At 52.6% G+C, this 14211-nt stretch carries 10 protein-coding genes and 1 pseudogene; 6 read left to right on the top strand and 5 right to left on the bottom strand.

All coding sequences use genetic code 11. The features are described 5' to 3' along the window. Positions 1-28: 28 nt before the first annotated feature. Entirely contained in the window at positions 29-1156 is a 1128-nt protein-coding gene (gene pdxB, locus MY052_RS07375; RefSeq protein WP_248538466.1) for a 4-phosphoerythronate dehydrogenase PdxB, read from the bottom strand. A gap of 109 nt (positions 1157-1265) precedes the next feature. Here pdxB and MY052_RS07370 point away from each other — a divergent pair, with 109 nt between their 5' ends. The 5 genes from MY052_RS07370 to MY052_RS07350 all read left to right on the top strand — a co-directional run bounded on the left by MY052_RS07370 (position 1266) and on the right by MY052_RS07350 (position 9357). Further along, positions 1266-2381, top strand: a complete 1116-nt coding sequence (locus tag MY052_RS07370) for a flagella biosynthesis regulator (protein ID WP_202217517.1) — start codon at positions 1266-1268, stop codon at positions 2379-2381. Between the two features lie 769 nt (positions 2382-3150). Next, positions 3151-3366 carry a hypothetical protein gene (locus MY052_RS07365; protein ID WP_248538465.1) on the top strand — a complete coding sequence of 72 codons (216 nt, stop codon included), beginning with the start codon at positions 3151-3153 and terminating at the stop codon, positions 3364-3366. 18 nt (positions 3367-3384) lie between these two features. After that, the gene (locus MY052_RS07360; protein WP_338033454.1) at positions 3385-4332 is read left to right on the top strand and encodes a DUF2169 family type VI secretion system accessory protein; all 948 of its coding nucleotides are present in this window, start codon (positions 3385-3387) and stop codon (positions 4330-4332) included. Beyond that, complete coding sequence (locus MY052_RS07355) at positions 4329-8969, top strand: PAAR-like domain-containing protein (RefSeq protein ID WP_248538464.1); 4641 nt, start codon at positions 4329-4331, stop codon at positions 8967-8969. Before MY052_RS07360 ends, MY052_RS07355 begins: the two co-directional genes overlap by 4 nt. Before the next feature lie 10 nt (positions 8970-8979). Next, a complete protein-coding gene (locus tag MY052_RS07350; RefSeq protein WP_202217513.1) occupies positions 8980-9357 on the top strand; it encodes an Imm50 family immunity protein in 378 nt (125 codons plus the stop codon). Between the two features lie 64 nt (positions 9358-9421). Here MY052_RS07350 and MY052_RS07345 read toward each other — a convergent pair. Further along, positions 9422-9701, bottom strand: a pseudogene (locus MY052_RS07345) (SymE family type I addiction module toxin). Positions 9702-9707: 6 nt separating this feature from the next. Here MY052_RS07345 and MY052_RS24215 point away from each other — a divergent pair. Continuing rightward, complete coding sequence (locus tag MY052_RS24215) at positions 9708-10496, top strand: RHS repeat domain-containing protein (RefSeq protein ID WP_227675140.1); 789 nt, start codon at positions 9708-9710, stop codon at positions 10494-10496. A 148-nt stretch (positions 10497-10644) separates the two neighbouring features. On the opposite strand, the gene MY052_RS07335 is transcribed toward MY052_RS24215, so the two are convergent. The 3 genes from MY052_RS07335 to MY052_RS07325 form a co-directional block, all read right to left on the bottom strand. Next, positions 10645-12318: a carbohydrate porin gene (locus tag MY052_RS07335; protein WP_248538463.1), complete on the bottom strand. Its 1674-nt coding sequence runs from the start codon at positions 12316-12318 to the stop codon at positions 10645-10647. A 122-nt stretch (positions 12319-12440) separates the two neighbouring features. Then, complete coding sequence (locus MY052_RS07330; protein ID WP_035895074.1) at positions 12441-13772, bottom strand: PTS sugar transporter subunit IIC; 1332 nt, start codon at positions 13770-13772, stop codon at positions 12441-12443. Between the two features lie 36 nt (positions 13773-13808). Then, complete coding sequence (locus MY052_RS07325) at positions 13809-14120, bottom strand: PTS sugar transporter subunit IIB (RefSeq protein WP_035895075.1); 312 nt, start codon at positions 14118-14120, stop codon at positions 13809-13811. Positions 14121-14211 lie beyond the last annotated feature (91 nt).

Here is a 14211-nt window from a genome sequence, read left to right as displayed (position 1 = left end):
AGTATCCAGCAGAGTGATTAAGAAGACATTAACAATGTACGGCGTTAAACCCGAGTTTTTGCAGCAGCTCGGCGGCATCGGCATCATCACACTCAACGGTTAATGATGACCACTCACGACGCTCGAGATAATTTTTGCGCAGTTTGTCAAATTCGCCCGGGATCCCCGCCACTTTTCGCAGCGGCGCGTCATCGCGGCGCACATCATACACCAAATGGACCAGTCTTTTCAGCGTAGGCTGATCGAGCGGACCGTGCAGGCTAATACGGCCAAACTCCGGCGCGGGCAGCAGCGTAGAGAGCGCCACTTCCTGCGGTTGACCGATAAACTGACTGTAGGCTTCAAACACCTGGGTGGTGCCGCGCGCTTTGCCTTCCAGCGTGTAACCTGCGATATGCGAGGTGCCCAGATCCACTTTATCAAGCAGCGCCAGGTTGAGATCAGGCTCGGGTTCCCAGACATCCAGCACGACGCTAAGATTCTGTCCTTCTTCCAGACATTTCAGCAGCGCAGCGTTATCGACGACCGGGCCACGACAGGCGTTGATCAGAATCGTCCCCGGCTTCAGGCGGCGAATCAGCGCTTCATCGGCAAGATGCAGAGACTTGTACTGCCCTTCTTTATAGAGAGGCGTATGGAAAGTGATAACGTCAGCTTCAGCAACCAGTTCGTCGAGCGAGCGGAAATCGCCTTCGTCGCCGTTGTCCGCACGCGGCGGATCGCAGAGCAGGGTTTTAATGCCCAACGCCTCAAGGCGCTTTTGCAGACGACCGCCCACGTTACCCACCCCGACAATACCAACGGTGCGGTCAGCCAGCGCAAAGCCGTCTCGTTCGGCCAGCATCAGTAGCGCCGAGAAAACATATTCCACCACGGCAATCGCGTTACAGCCAGGTGCTGCGGAGAAGCCAATCCCCGCCTGGGTCAGCCACGACTGGTCGACGTGGTCGGTGCCCGCCGTCGCCGTACCGACAAATTTAATCGCCTTGTCACCGAGCAGCGCTTCATTCACCTTCGTTACCGAGCGCACCATTAGCGCATCGGCATCGGTTAACGCGTCGGTCGGAATCGGACGGCCAGGAACAGCCCTCACCTCGCCCAGGCGGCTAAAAAGCTCACGGGCGTAGGGCATATTTTCATCAACAAGGATTTTCACGGTTCAGTACCTGTCTGAGAGCGAGAGTAAACCGGGGAAGTGTGCCATAATCTTGCCGCCAGGAATACTCGCGCCTGGCATCAGTACCGCTTTGCAGAAAGGAATAATCATGACGCAACCCATCTCAGGTATGCCTGCGCGCCCTCCGGGGGCCGGCCCTACACCGCTTTCCAATGCTGGAGAGCAACCGCTGAGTCTCCAGCAACGCACCGTGCTGGAACGCTTGATCACGCGCCTTATCACGATGACCTCACAGCAAAATGCTGAGGTATGGGCTGGCGTGAAGCACGATCTGGGCGTGAAAAGCGATACGCCGTTGCTGTCGCGTCACTTCCCGGCAGCGGAACAGAATTTAAATCAGCGCATCGGTACTGCCGAGCAGAACTTCAGCATGAGACAAACGCTGTCTCAGTTGACCGAGCTGCTGGGCCAGGGAAACAACCGTCAGGCCGTCAGCGATTTTATTCGCCAGCAGTACGGGCAAACCGCGTTGAACCAGCTAACGCTGCCGCAGCTTAAAAATGTGCTGCAGCTACTCCAGCGTGGCCAGCTTTCTATTCCTCAACCGCAGCAGCGCCCGGCGACCGACCGCCCGCTTCTCCCAGCGGAGTACACCACGCTCAATCAGCTGGTTGGCAAGCTTTCTGCGGCCACCGGTGAGCCGAGCAAGCAAATCTGGCAGTCGCTGATAGAGCTCGCCAGCGTGAAGCCCGAGGCGCTCTATTCAGATAAAGCGCAAACACCTTCCAGCGAGGCCAATAAGCCGTTGTGGCAGTCGCTTCAGGAATTTTCGCCGGTTAAAACCAGCGAGCTTATTCCCGCTAAATATTTCACTTCGCTGGTGACGTTGCTGCAAGCACGATTGACGCTGAGCACGCACCCTGCGCCTACGCTTAACGTTCTTCAGGCGGCGCTTAAGCAACCGCTGGGCGATCAGGAGTTTCAGGTGCTGCGTGATTACGGGCAGCAGAGCTGGAATATTACGCCGCAAACGGTGCTGACCCCCGTTCAGGTTCAGGAGTTGCTTAATCTGCTTTTCCTCAAGCGTATTGAGCGTGAGCGCGTGGCACATGCCGAGGCGCAGGTGTTGGAAGCGCGTAATATTCAGCCGATTTACGCCCCGTTTGCGCCGATGATTACCTCGATTAAGTCGCTGTCGGCACGGCCTGGGTTGGCCTTTGTGGTGCTGATTGTGGTGGCGGTGCTACTTTGGGTGCTGCTGTAAGCTCAGCATCTGGGCATCACTGCATCATCTAATCGATTACTGGAACGATGAAGCCTCTGCTGGAAACCGGCGAGCCGGAGAGTGGAAGACAAGGTCAATGCGCCAGGGATGGCGGATTGAAACGAACCGAGACAGAACAACATTACCGGGAGTAAATTTGAACAACGCTTGCGTTGACCCCGAAGGGGCAAGGTCCATAAATGGGCCGAGTAATCTCGAGTTTCACCGTGCCGCAAGCTGGAGTTCGTAGGTGAGCGCGGTGTGAAACACCGATTTCCCTGCGGGCAGCGGGGATTGTTAAGGGGGATGCGGTTGTATGAACGGATCACATTCATCCAGATTCACCTCGCTATCGGTTCATGTTCTCCATATGATTAAAATGGCCTGAAAAGGCAGTGTCAGAATCCAGCCATGAGCTGGTAAAGTTGAGTTGTCTGATGCAGAGTCAGACCCGCGTTCTGGCGTAATAAACGGAGCAAAGAGCGCTGTCAATTATTCATAGTAAATATTAATTAAGTCACAAAATATAAAACCACAAATATAATTAACAATATCAATCACCACATTGAATAATGATTTCACTCATGCAAACAAAACCATATGATAAATATAATATAAAATCCGATAATACTGACACACCTCACAACACCTGCATTCAAAAGACTTTCTAATCAACAGCTCGCTGCAATTAAATTATTTCCATTCATATATCAGATAACCAGGAAATATAAATAAACACGCTTTATTTTACTGGTCAGGAACGTAATAAATGGAATTTCGTAATCTGACGCCATTCTCCGTGATGGCGTACGCCATGGAAGATATTTATGGCAAACGGCATCACGTTGTTGCCATGAAAACCGGCTTTCGTCTTGTACCGGGCGATAAGGGTCAGTTGCAGCCGGTGCTGATGGAATATCCGGCGCTGCCGTTATGCCTGGAAGATAAATTTTTCGGGGAAATAAATATTTCTCCGGTCAGATAGGAAAGTGACCTCGCTCCGCTGAAACCCGCCTGCGATATCCTCGTCAATGGCACGGCTTACACACCGGATGGCATCGCTGTGCCGGAAATGACTGCGGCTGTATCAATACACGCCCCATCCGGCGACGTGATACTGGACAAAAGGCTGCGCATAACCGGTCAGCGCTTTTACCAGCATCAGGCGTTAACCGGGCAATGGTACGAAACGGAACCTGAGCCCTTCACCTCGCTGCCACTGAACTATCGCTACGCCTTTGGGGGGGAATGCCGTGTGGAGACGGACTGCGATTATGCTGACCGCATCCCGGAAGCCCATCGCCTGACTGAGACACAGCGCAGCGGGCATCCTGATAAAGAGAATCCACCGCTGGCGCACACCGTCTGTCCGGTTAACCCGCTGGGGCTGGGTTATGCGCCGTCCTGGTATCTGCGGGCCAGCAAAGTACAGCAGGTTGAAGCCCCGCGCATTATCGCCACGGACACACCGTTCACCCTTGCGCATTTTATTGCCGTTTCCGGCGATAACGCTGACTGGTCGGCCCCGGAATACCAGCCCGCCGGTTTTGGTGCCACCGGCCGCACCTGGCTCCCCCGGTTGCCGCTGGCCGGAACCTACAATCAGGAATGGCTGGAAAACCGCCATCCGGGCCTGCCGGAAGATTTTGATTTCCGCTACTGGAACGCGGCACCCCATGACCAGCAAATTCCTTTCCCCCGTCCCGGAACAACGCTCACCCTGAGTGGCCTTCATCCTGAGGGCGACATCACGTTTACATTACCCGCCAGCCAGGCCGGTATTCTGCTGCGGATGGTCTCCGGTGAGTGTGTTCCGCAGCTGATGTGGACCGACACGCTGCTCATTGACACGGATGCGCTGACTGTTGAGCAGACCTGGCGTTATCTGTTGCCCGTTAATTCGTCAGTGCGGGTGATGGAAGCCCGTTATCACGTCGCAGGAGAACAATGATGGCGGAGAACTATATCGCCCGTCAGGACGGGCAGTGGACAGTCGTCAGCCTGACGCCGGACGTCTGTAAAACCCCGATGGGGCCCTCCACACCACCGGTTCCTTACCCTGTCACCGCCAGACTGGGTGATGCCGTCCAGGTTGTACCGTCAGTCAACGCAAACCGGCATCCGGTACTGGTTCTCGATCAAAGTTTCGTTCCCTCGACAAAAGGCGACGAGCCGGGTGTGGCTAAGGGAGTGAAAAGCGGCACGGTAGGGGATATCTGCGAGCCGCTGGAGCACAGCACCACCTTCAGAGTCAGTAGCAAGCCGGTTCTGCGTCACTTTGATAAGTTCTGGATGAACGCCCGTAATACCACGGGACTGATTATCGGGCAGCCGCCCGCTGCCAGTGTTAAGGCAAAAGAGGCTGACCCACAACCTGTACCGGAAACGGAGAAGGAGCAAAGCCTCTGGGACATGATGCTGATGGTCGAGAGGGACAGAAACCAGGCGCAGATGGATTCAGCCCCCGCACAGCTTGATCTGACGATTGGTGCCGCCAAAACGTTCTGGAACCAGTTTCCCGATATGGTCACAATGCTGGGCCAGGGTGCGGTGATGCAGCATGCCGGGGAAATGCAGATGAACGGGGCCATACTGTCTGCCATGGGTCAGGAAGACCTGGGGGAAGACATGTATAACATGGGAGGTAATATCCGCGACCATGCCAGTGATTTTAATCTGGATCGGTACCGTCTGGAGATGAGCAATGAGACGCAGGCGCTAGGCGGAAAAATCTACGACTATGGTTCGCTGGCGCTGGGGGGATTTGGCCTTGCGAAAGGCGGATTCACGCTCGCCAGAACCCTTCGGGCTGCCAGGAAACTCGCAAATGAAGGGGAAAATGCCGGTAAGTTCACCGCTGACTTACTGAAAATTAAAAATGGCGAAAATGCCATCAGTGATGTGACAGCTCCGGAAAAACTGGCTGATGATGTGCTCCCCGACAGTGACAGCGGGGCAATAATCAAGGGGGAAAGTCAGGCAAACAACGGCCAGGGAAAAAATACCAGCCAGTCCGACATGACCTGTACAGGCGACCCGGTGGATGTGGCCAGCGGCAGCCTCATTCAGTCTCTCAGTGTACTTATACTTCCAGGTTCCCTTCCCCTGACCCTCTCGCGTTTCTACCGTTCCCAGGCTACAGGTGGCGGGATATTTGGTAAAAAATGGACGGATGAATGGTCCTGCTCACTGACGGTTCACGATAACGACCTCCACTTTACCGACCATGAAGGCGTGGTGCTCTGGTACCGTATCCCGCAGGACGGTATTTTCCGCAATATCAGCAATTCCCGTCAGGCACATTACCGGCTGTCAGGCGATATGCACGGGGAACTCACCGTCTTTGACCGCCGCTCGCAGCAAACACGGGTATTTTCTGCAACAGGTTGCGGCATTTATCTGCTGTCCGCCATGTATGACCGCTATGGCAACCGCATTGATTTCATCCGCACCGATGGTCTGCTGACGGAAATCCACCACAGCGACGGCTACAGGCTGGCACTCACCTGGCAGCAACAACAACTGATGAGTATTGACCTGGTCGCCCCGCAGCGCCAGCGTCTGGTGACCTGCCGGTATGACAATAATGGCTATCTGACTGAGTGCGACACCTTCCAGTTCACCCACCTGTGGCATGAGTATACGCAGGAAGGGTATATGACCCGCTGGAAGGATACGGCCAGAACTTGTGTCGATATTCATTATGACAGCCAGGGGCGGGCCATCAGCACCCTGTCAACTGAAGGGTATTACGATGACCATTTTGTCTATAACGACGAAGAGCACTGCACCACCTACATCGACGCCGAAGGCGGTGAAACGCGCTACTGGTACAACGAAGACGGCCTGGTCACCCGCAGCCTCGACCCGCTGGGCCGGGAAGAAATCACCGTCTGGGAAAACACACAGCTCCAGTCCCGCACCGACGCGCTGGGGCGCACCACGGCATATCAGTACAACGATGAAGGCGATATCCGACAGGTTGCCCTGCCGGGCGGTTACAGCCTGTATTACGACTATAACGAAGCCGGACAGCTTACCCGGCTGACCACACCGGGTAACCAAATCTGGCAGTGGGCTTACGACGACCACGGTAGCATGGTCTGTCTGACCGACCCGCAGGGCCGACAGCAGCAGTTCAGCTACAGCGAACAGGGGGATTTACTTAAACGCATTCTGCCGGGCGGCGCAGGCTGGCAGTGGGATTACGATGCGCTGCACCAGGTATGTAAAACCATCGCACCGGATGGCGGCGTGACGGAGACTGAACAGGATTTTCTCGGCCGTCTGCTGAGTGTGAAAGACCCGCTGGGGTTCACCACGCAGTTCCGCCACAGTAAAACGCATGCCGGGCCACAGGGCAGCGTGGAAGAAGTCAATCGCCCCGATGGCGTACGCGAACTGATGCGCCAGAACAGTGAAAAACTGCCGCAGAGCTTCACCGATGGCGAAGGCAAAACCACGCGTTATGAATACGGCGCGTTTGACCTGCTGACGGCGATTATTCGTCCCGATGGCGAACGGCTGGAGTGCCGCTACGATAAGCTCACCCGCCTGACCGAAATCGTCAATACCGAGGGGGAACTCTACCGTCTGGAATACGACAAAGCCGGACAGCTTGTCGCCGAAACCGACTTTACCGGGCGCACGCTACGCTATCAGTATGACGCCGCAGGCCGCTGCATCCGCACCACCTTCCCGGACGGCACGCACCTTAACCGCCGCTATAACGTCACTGACCAGGTGACGAATGAAGAAGTGACGCACGGCGACAGTGACCGCACGCTCAGCCACACCACCTTCCGCTATGACAATCTGTGCCGTCTGGTGGAAGTGAAAAACACTGACGCCACGGTGGCGTATGAATACGATGACGCCAGCCGGGTTATCGCCGAAACCCTCAACGGCAGGCGCACTGAGTACCAGTACGATGCGCAGCAGAATTATGTCACACAGCGTACCACCGCCGGTATCACGGAGCGTTTCAGCTGTGGGGTGATGGGCGAACTGAAAACGTGGCAGATAGACAACCACGGGCCATTAACCTTTGAACACGACCTGTGCGGCCAGGAAACCCGCAGAACAAGCTCAGCCGGATTTGACCTGCGGCAGGGCTACACGCAGACGGGAATGCTGACGGAGCAGCAGCTCGGCAACCTGGAAGAACTGAATCCGCACTACCGGCGCAACAATACCCTCCGCCGCCAGTGGCTGTACGACAAAGCGTATAACCTGACCATGATTGCCGACTCCCACCGGGGAACAATGGTTAACAGCCTGACGGCAAACGACCAGATTAACCACGCCACCTGGACGGGCTGCAGCCAGGTAGCGATGTGTGAAGAACGATTCACCTACGACCAGAACCTGAACATCGCCCGTCGCCAGACGTGGGTGAACGAGGTGATGGAAAGCGAGGCGCATCAGCGCCAGCAGCATGGCCGGGTCACATCGAGGGAGTATAAAGAGTGGCAGCACTCAACGCACCGGATAAACCCGCACAGTGGAATGCCGGAAGCCGGTAGATTTGTCAAAGTCATCCGGGATGAACAGACCATCTGGAAATACGATATCAATGGTCGCCTGGTGGAGAAAGTGGTTGATAAGGGAGGTTACCGCCCTCTTCTCTGGCGCTACCGCTGGGATGCGCGCAGCCAGCTTACCGGGCTGGAGACCCCGGAAGGTGAACGCTGGGAATATAAATACGACCCGTTTGGCAGACGCATCAGCAAGCGTTGCACCAACCGCGACAAGCCGGGTACGGATTTTCACTGGAACGGCGACCAGTTAACCGAAGAAATCCCGGTCAGTGCTGACGGTAAAGCCGATTATGAAAACGGCATCCGCTGGATATATGAACCGGGCAGTTTTACGCCGCTGGCACGTTATGAGAAGGGGCAACTGCACTATGCCCTGACGGACACCGTAGGCCGTATTCAGGAGCTGGTGACAGAAGACGGCACTATCGTCTGGCGGGGCAGACAACAGCTCTGGGGCCGGGAGGAAAGCCGGAACAAAGAAGATGCGCCTACCTGTCGGTTACGTTTTCCGGGGCAGTATGAGGATGTGGAATCAGGGCTGTACTATAACCGGTTCAGATACTATGATTGCGAAAGTGGACAGTATGTGTGTGCGGACCCGATAGGGCTGAGAGGCGGGTTAAACCTCTATGCGTATGTCAAAAATCCGCTGACGTGGATAGATCCATTAGGATTAGCTGGATGTAGTGCTCAATTCAAATCAAGAAATGAAGCCTTCAGAGCTGCGAAAAGAGATGCCGGTATTCCAATGAATCAACAACCAGATAGAATATTTAATTCTAAAACTGGATTTTATGGTGATCACAGAAATATACCAATGACTGACTCCAGAAAAAATCCTATTTTTGATAGCAATGGTAATCAAGTCTGGACAAGGGAATATCAGTTTACCAGAGCGGATGGAACTAAAATTATCATCCAGGATCATTCTGCTGGACACTCTTATCCTGGTGGAATAGGAAATCAAGGTTCTCATTTAAATGTAAGACCGATTGAGAATACTCGAACGGGGTCAGTTCCTGGTACATTTGATCATTATGAATTTTGAGGAGCGCAGCGTGTACTGGAATGATATTGATGGTAATATATTGTTTAACAAGGTTTTCACTAAACCTATTGAAGTAAATGAAATCGATGTCTTTGACATCAAAATAGATCGTGAAGCCGCTACAGTAATAATATCTTTTGACCTGGTTAATGAATTACCAGATAACCCACCGCCGAAATGGGTTAAAGGTTACAATAGATGCAGGTGTGGTATAAACTGTAGCGGAGTTAAATATTTAAAAATAGACGGTATGTCTACAGATATGCTGGCAAAAATAGAAATATATACTGATAATAATGAAGTTATAATAAAGGGAACTGATATTTTTTTAAATCTGAAGTGTTCTCACATACAATTGATGGGGCCTTCGGTATATATCAGTCAATAAAATAAAAGCCGGGAAAGTAATCAAATCTTCCCGGCTTTTTTATTATTTAATCCCGTTCAGTACACTAAACCAGCACGTCCTTTATCCCCTTCACCACCTGCCGCACCTGATAAAGCTGCTCGCGCAGCTCCTGTACCTCGTCGCCGTCGGCGATCAGCACGATGCCCCCCTTCGAAATCCGCACTGTCACACCGTGCCCGGTATCAAACCCGCCTCAGCCAGTTCCCCTTCATCAACAGCGCCGGATAGCGTGAATAACACCGTGTGCGTAGCGTCTTTGGATCGACATGTCGGGTGGTCACATAACTGACTGTATAGCGCCGCTGCACCTTGGAAACACACAGACGGAGATGCTGACAGAACAGCAGCCCGGCAACCAGGAAGAACTGAATCCGCACTACCGCCGTAACAACCCCCTGAGCCGCCAGTGGCTGTACGACAAAGCTTACAACCTGACAATGATTGCCGATTCTCATCGGGGAACGATGGTTAACAGCCTGACGGCAAACGACCAGATTAACCACGCCACCTGGACGGGCAGCAGCCAGGTGCCGATGTGTGAAGAACGATTCACCTACGACCAGAACCTGAACATCACCCGCCGCCAGACGTGGGTGAATGAAGTGATGGAAAGCGAAGCGCATCAGCCCCAGCAGCATGGCCGGGTGACATCGCGGGAGTATAAGGAGTGGCTGCACTCGACGCACCGGATAAACCCGCACAGCGGAATGCCGGAGTCCGGTAAATTTGTCAAAGTCATCCGGGATGAACACACCACCTGGAAATACGATATCAACGGTCGCCTGGTGGAGAAAGCGGTTGATAAGGGAGGTTACCGCCCTCTCCTCTGGCGCTACCGCTGGGATGCGAGAAGCCAGCTTACCGGGCTGGAGACCCCGGAAGGTGAACGCTGGGAATATAAATACGACCCGTTTGGCAGGCGCATCAGCAAGCGTTGCACCAATCGGGATAAGCCAAGAATGGATTTTCACTGGAACGGTGACCAGTTAACCGAGGAAATTCCGGTCAGTCAGGATGGCACTCCGGACCATGAAAACGCTATCCGCTGGATATATGAACCGGGCAGTTTTACGCCGCTGGCACGCTATGAAAATCCCACCACTATAACGGTGGGCTGACGCCGGAAGAGTCAGAGAACAGTTACCATTTTTACTGTAGAACCGTGGCCAATATGACCTCACCACTACACCGTCCTAACAAATATCAGGTTTTGTCCTGAATTTGTGTATAAACGATAACTCATACCTCCCGGCTAATTCAGCAAACTCACCACCACACTTCAGCCTGAACCCCAGCCATAAACTCATTTTTGCTGTTGTCGTTAAACCTGAACTGCGACAACTCATTATCAATGATGTTGATATAGGTCCCGTAGAAACGGATTTCCGGACGCGAACCCAGCAAACTTTCCCCCACTTTGAGAGCATGATAAAGCGTCGTTTTATACGCTGACTCTTTCAGATCCTGCCCCTGCTGGGTGGTATTCTTCTGGGCAAACCAGCCCAGCTCGACGCCCGTCTGGTTCCAGGTATCCCAAATCCACGCCGGACGGATAACCGCGCGGAAGCTATTAAAGTCGCTACGCGCCCCGCTTTCATAGCTATAGACATCTTCCCCGTGCGACCAGACCAGCGCATTCGCCATGATGATGCGATCAGCCAGATACATCTCCCCCTGTGAAATTAAACGCCAGGCCACGCCGTTGGTATGATCGCCGTAGTAATAACGCCCCTGCGCCATTGAGTTGCTGGCACCGGAGAAGTTGGAGAAACTGCTGGCGTAGGAGTTATTTGCCACCTGCAGGGTAAATTCATTAAACCCTTTACGGTCAAGCTCCTGGCGGACAATCGCCGTCACCATCCAGGTATCCTTCATCTCAAAATAGCTGTTGTTGCTCTCGTTACGCTTCTGGTCATCGGTTTTATTCGCAAAGGCATATTTGCCCATTAACGACAGCGAACCATCCTGCCACAGCGGAATATTACGATAACGGAGATCCACCGAGTTGGTGTTCATTTGGGTGGTGTTATTAAAATCGCGTGAGTAAACGTCTACGTCGTTGCGGCTTAACGAGGCATCAAGCTGACCTACCCCCAGATTCCAGTTCTGAATACCCACCGCCGCCGCCACGTCGGTGGTGAGCGATTTCCAGTCCAGCATCTGGATTTCGTATTCCGGTAGCTTATGCTTACCAACCCAGAAATCGGCTTCGCGAGCAAACGGCAGGAAACCTTTGGTGGTCAGGAAAATGTCACTAAACTGCATGATGTTTTCATTATCACTGTCGCCAAACCAGGCATCGTTATACTGCTCTCCCACATTACCGTCGTAGGTCACGATGGCGTTCGCCGTTTTCCCGTCCTGGTTGTAAACCCGCTGATTAAGAGTCAGGTCAAACCAGCCACTCATTTCGTTACCGAAACGACCGAGCGAACCTGCGGCATAGGTTTGCGTCGAACCGTGATTAGAGGTTCCCCAGCCGGAGCGGAAATAGCCTTCATAGCTGAAGCCAATATCCTCTTTAACAAATTTACTGATGTCCTTCATGGTGACACTTTCCACCGTCGGCTTTTTACCTTCGGTATTAATCACCGCCACCTGTTGAGTCGCTTTCACCTCAGGCTTAGGCGCGTTTTTAACTTTTTCGCTATTCTCATTTTCAATATTTTCTGCCACCGGTGATTGTGCCGTCACGTTGGCAGCCATGACGTTACGCTGCTCGTTCTCTTGAATACTTTTTTGCAGCGTCGCGACTCTATCTTTATAATTCGATAATTCTGATTGCGTTTTTTTTAATGCCGTTTTATTTGCAGATAATTCCGCCTCGAGCATTTCAAGACGTTGTTCAACAGTTAATTTCGCTGCTATCACATCACGTGGAGATAATGCGGCCAGGATAGATAAGGACAATAAGCTAACCTTCAATGTGCTTGAATTCATAGGGTACCCTTAAAATATAATTATAATATTTCCTTCAGCCATTGCTGGCTGAAGGTGAAGTGCTAATACAGAGGATGGTTTAAATAATTCGCCCTTCCGCGAGGGAAATATGCTTTGAGGAATTACGAATTCTGTTCCGCAGCGGCCGACATATTCACTTTGTTGGCGGCAATCACGAACGGCAGGTAGATTAACGTTGCGACGACCAGACACAGTATGCCGACGAACAGCGCCATCCAGTTACCGCCGGTACCAAAGAAGGCAATCAGCGGCCCGGGCGTGGTCCACGGTACCGCGTAGGCAATCGGCGGGATGATTTCCAGGGTAATAAAGAAGTAGCCAATCAGTGAGTTAATAAACGGCACCAGAATAAACGGAATCACCAGAATCGGGTTCAGTACGATAGGCAGGCCGAACATCACCGGCTCATTGATGTTAAACAGACCAGGCACAAAGGCCATTTTGGCGAGATCGCGGTAGTCCTTGCGGCGAGAGGCAATAAAGATAGCCAGCAGCAAGCCCAGCGTCATCCCGGAGCCGCCGCAGTTGGCAAAGGCGTCGTTAATACCGGTCCAGGTAATCGGGTACGGCGCACCCCAGGTGGAACCATGAGAGGCGGCATAGGAGAGGTTTTCCAGATTCGCTTCCGAGAAGATAGTCTCACGAATCGCCGCCACAGTGTTCGGCCCATGAATACCGAGGATCCACAGGAAGTTCGCCACCAGCCCCAGAATCAGTACGGTCACGATGTTAGTGCCCATATCCTTCAGCGGTGCCTGGATCAGGGTGTAGATCAGGTCGTTCAGACCGTTTGGCGAGATTTTAGATAGCAGGTAGTTCAGTACAGAGAAGAAGATCATCACGAAGAAGATCGGCAGCAGCACTTTGAAAGAACGTGCCACAGCAGGCGGTACCGCCGCGGGCATGTTGATAGTGACCTTCGGGTTACGCGCCAGACGACAGAAAATTTCGCTCGCCAACAAAGCAACGATCACCGCTACGAATAGCCCCTGCGGTCCCAGATATTTGGTGCTCAGATAAGCCTGCCCGTCGATAATCGTATACGGGGTATAGACCACGAAGAACGCGCCAATCGCGGTCAGGCCACACAGCAGGTCGTCCTGCTGGTAGCTTATCGCCATGTTACGCGCCACGAGGAAGGTAATCAGCACCGCCATGATATTGACCGAGCCGTTCATCACCGGAGTGAAAATTTGCTGTGCATCGGCGAGGTTCGGGAATATCGTCCCCAGATGCAGGATACTGGCGATAAAGCCGTCCGGCGAGAGGATGGCAAAGTTAATCAGAATAATTAGCGAGCTGGCCATGACAATTGGGAATGACAGAATAAAGGCGTCACGAATGGCCGAAACGTGGATCTGAGAGTTTAATTTAATGGCTATCGGAACGAGGATTTTCTCCATCCCGCGTTCAAATGAATTCATTAACCCCATAATGGTCCCTTAATTTTCGAATGAAATAAAAAATAATTATTGATTTAATAACTGACGAGCTTGTTCAAACACCGCCTGACCATCCATTTGGCCATAACTTTTCATATCAATGACCGCAACAGGAATTTTCCCCTGTGCAATTGCTTCAATTTCACTCTTTTGAAAACGAACCTGCGGACCTAGCAGCACAACATCTACGGCATTTTTCTTAATTTGTTCTTTAGCTTCAGAAATAGCTAACGCATTAATATTCGCTGGAATATTAACCGCCTCAGCATGTTCGCGCATTCTTTTCACCAGCATGCTCGTCGACATTCCCGCCGCACAGACCAATAATATATTTTGCATCCCCATCTTCCTTTCTCAATAAAATATGCCATTAATTGACGACCACTTTAATAATTGTTAATTTTCGTAACCAGCATTCCGATCACAGTTA

Origin of the sequence: Kluyvera ascorbata (assembly GCF_023195735.1) — a bacterium.
GTDB lineage: Bacteria > Pseudomonadota > Gammaproteobacteria > Enterobacterales > Enterobacteriaceae > Kluyvera > Kluyvera ascorbata.
The sequence above is the reverse complement of the archived record's forward strand: the minus strand, read 5'-3'. Positions and strand labels throughout refer to the sequence as shown.

What these genes read in the sequence shown, in the direction of transcription:
- MY052_RS07370 (WP_202217517.1), top strand. Translation starts at nt 1,266, where the DNA reads ATGACGCAACCCATCTCAGGTATGCCTGCGCGCCCTCCGGGGGCCGGC.
- MY052_RS07365 (WP_248538465.1), top strand. Translation starts at nt 3,151, where the DNA reads ATGGAATTTCGTAATCTGACGCCATTCTCCGTGATGGCGTACGCCATG.
- MY052_RS07355 (WP_248538464.1), top strand. Translation starts at nt 4,329, where the DNA reads ATGATGGCGGAGAACTATATCGCCCGTCAGGACGGGCAGTGGACAGTC.
- MY052_RS24215 (WP_227675140.1), top strand. Translation starts at nt 9,708, where the DNA reads ATGCTGACAGAACAGCAGCCCGGCAACCAGGAAGAACTGAATCCGCAC.
- MY052_RS07335 (WP_248538463.1), bottom strand. Translation starts at nt 12,318, where the DNA reads ATGAATTCAAGCACATTGAAGGTTAGCTTATTGTCCTTATCTATCCTG.
- MY052_RS07330 (WP_035895074.1), bottom strand. Translation starts at nt 13,772, where the DNA reads ATGGGGTTAATGAATTCATTTGAACGCGGGATGGAGAAAATCCTCGTT.
- MY052_RS07325 (WP_035895075.1), bottom strand. Translation starts at nt 14,120, where the DNA reads ATGCAAAATATATTATTGGTCTGTGCGGCGGGAATGTCGACGAGCATG.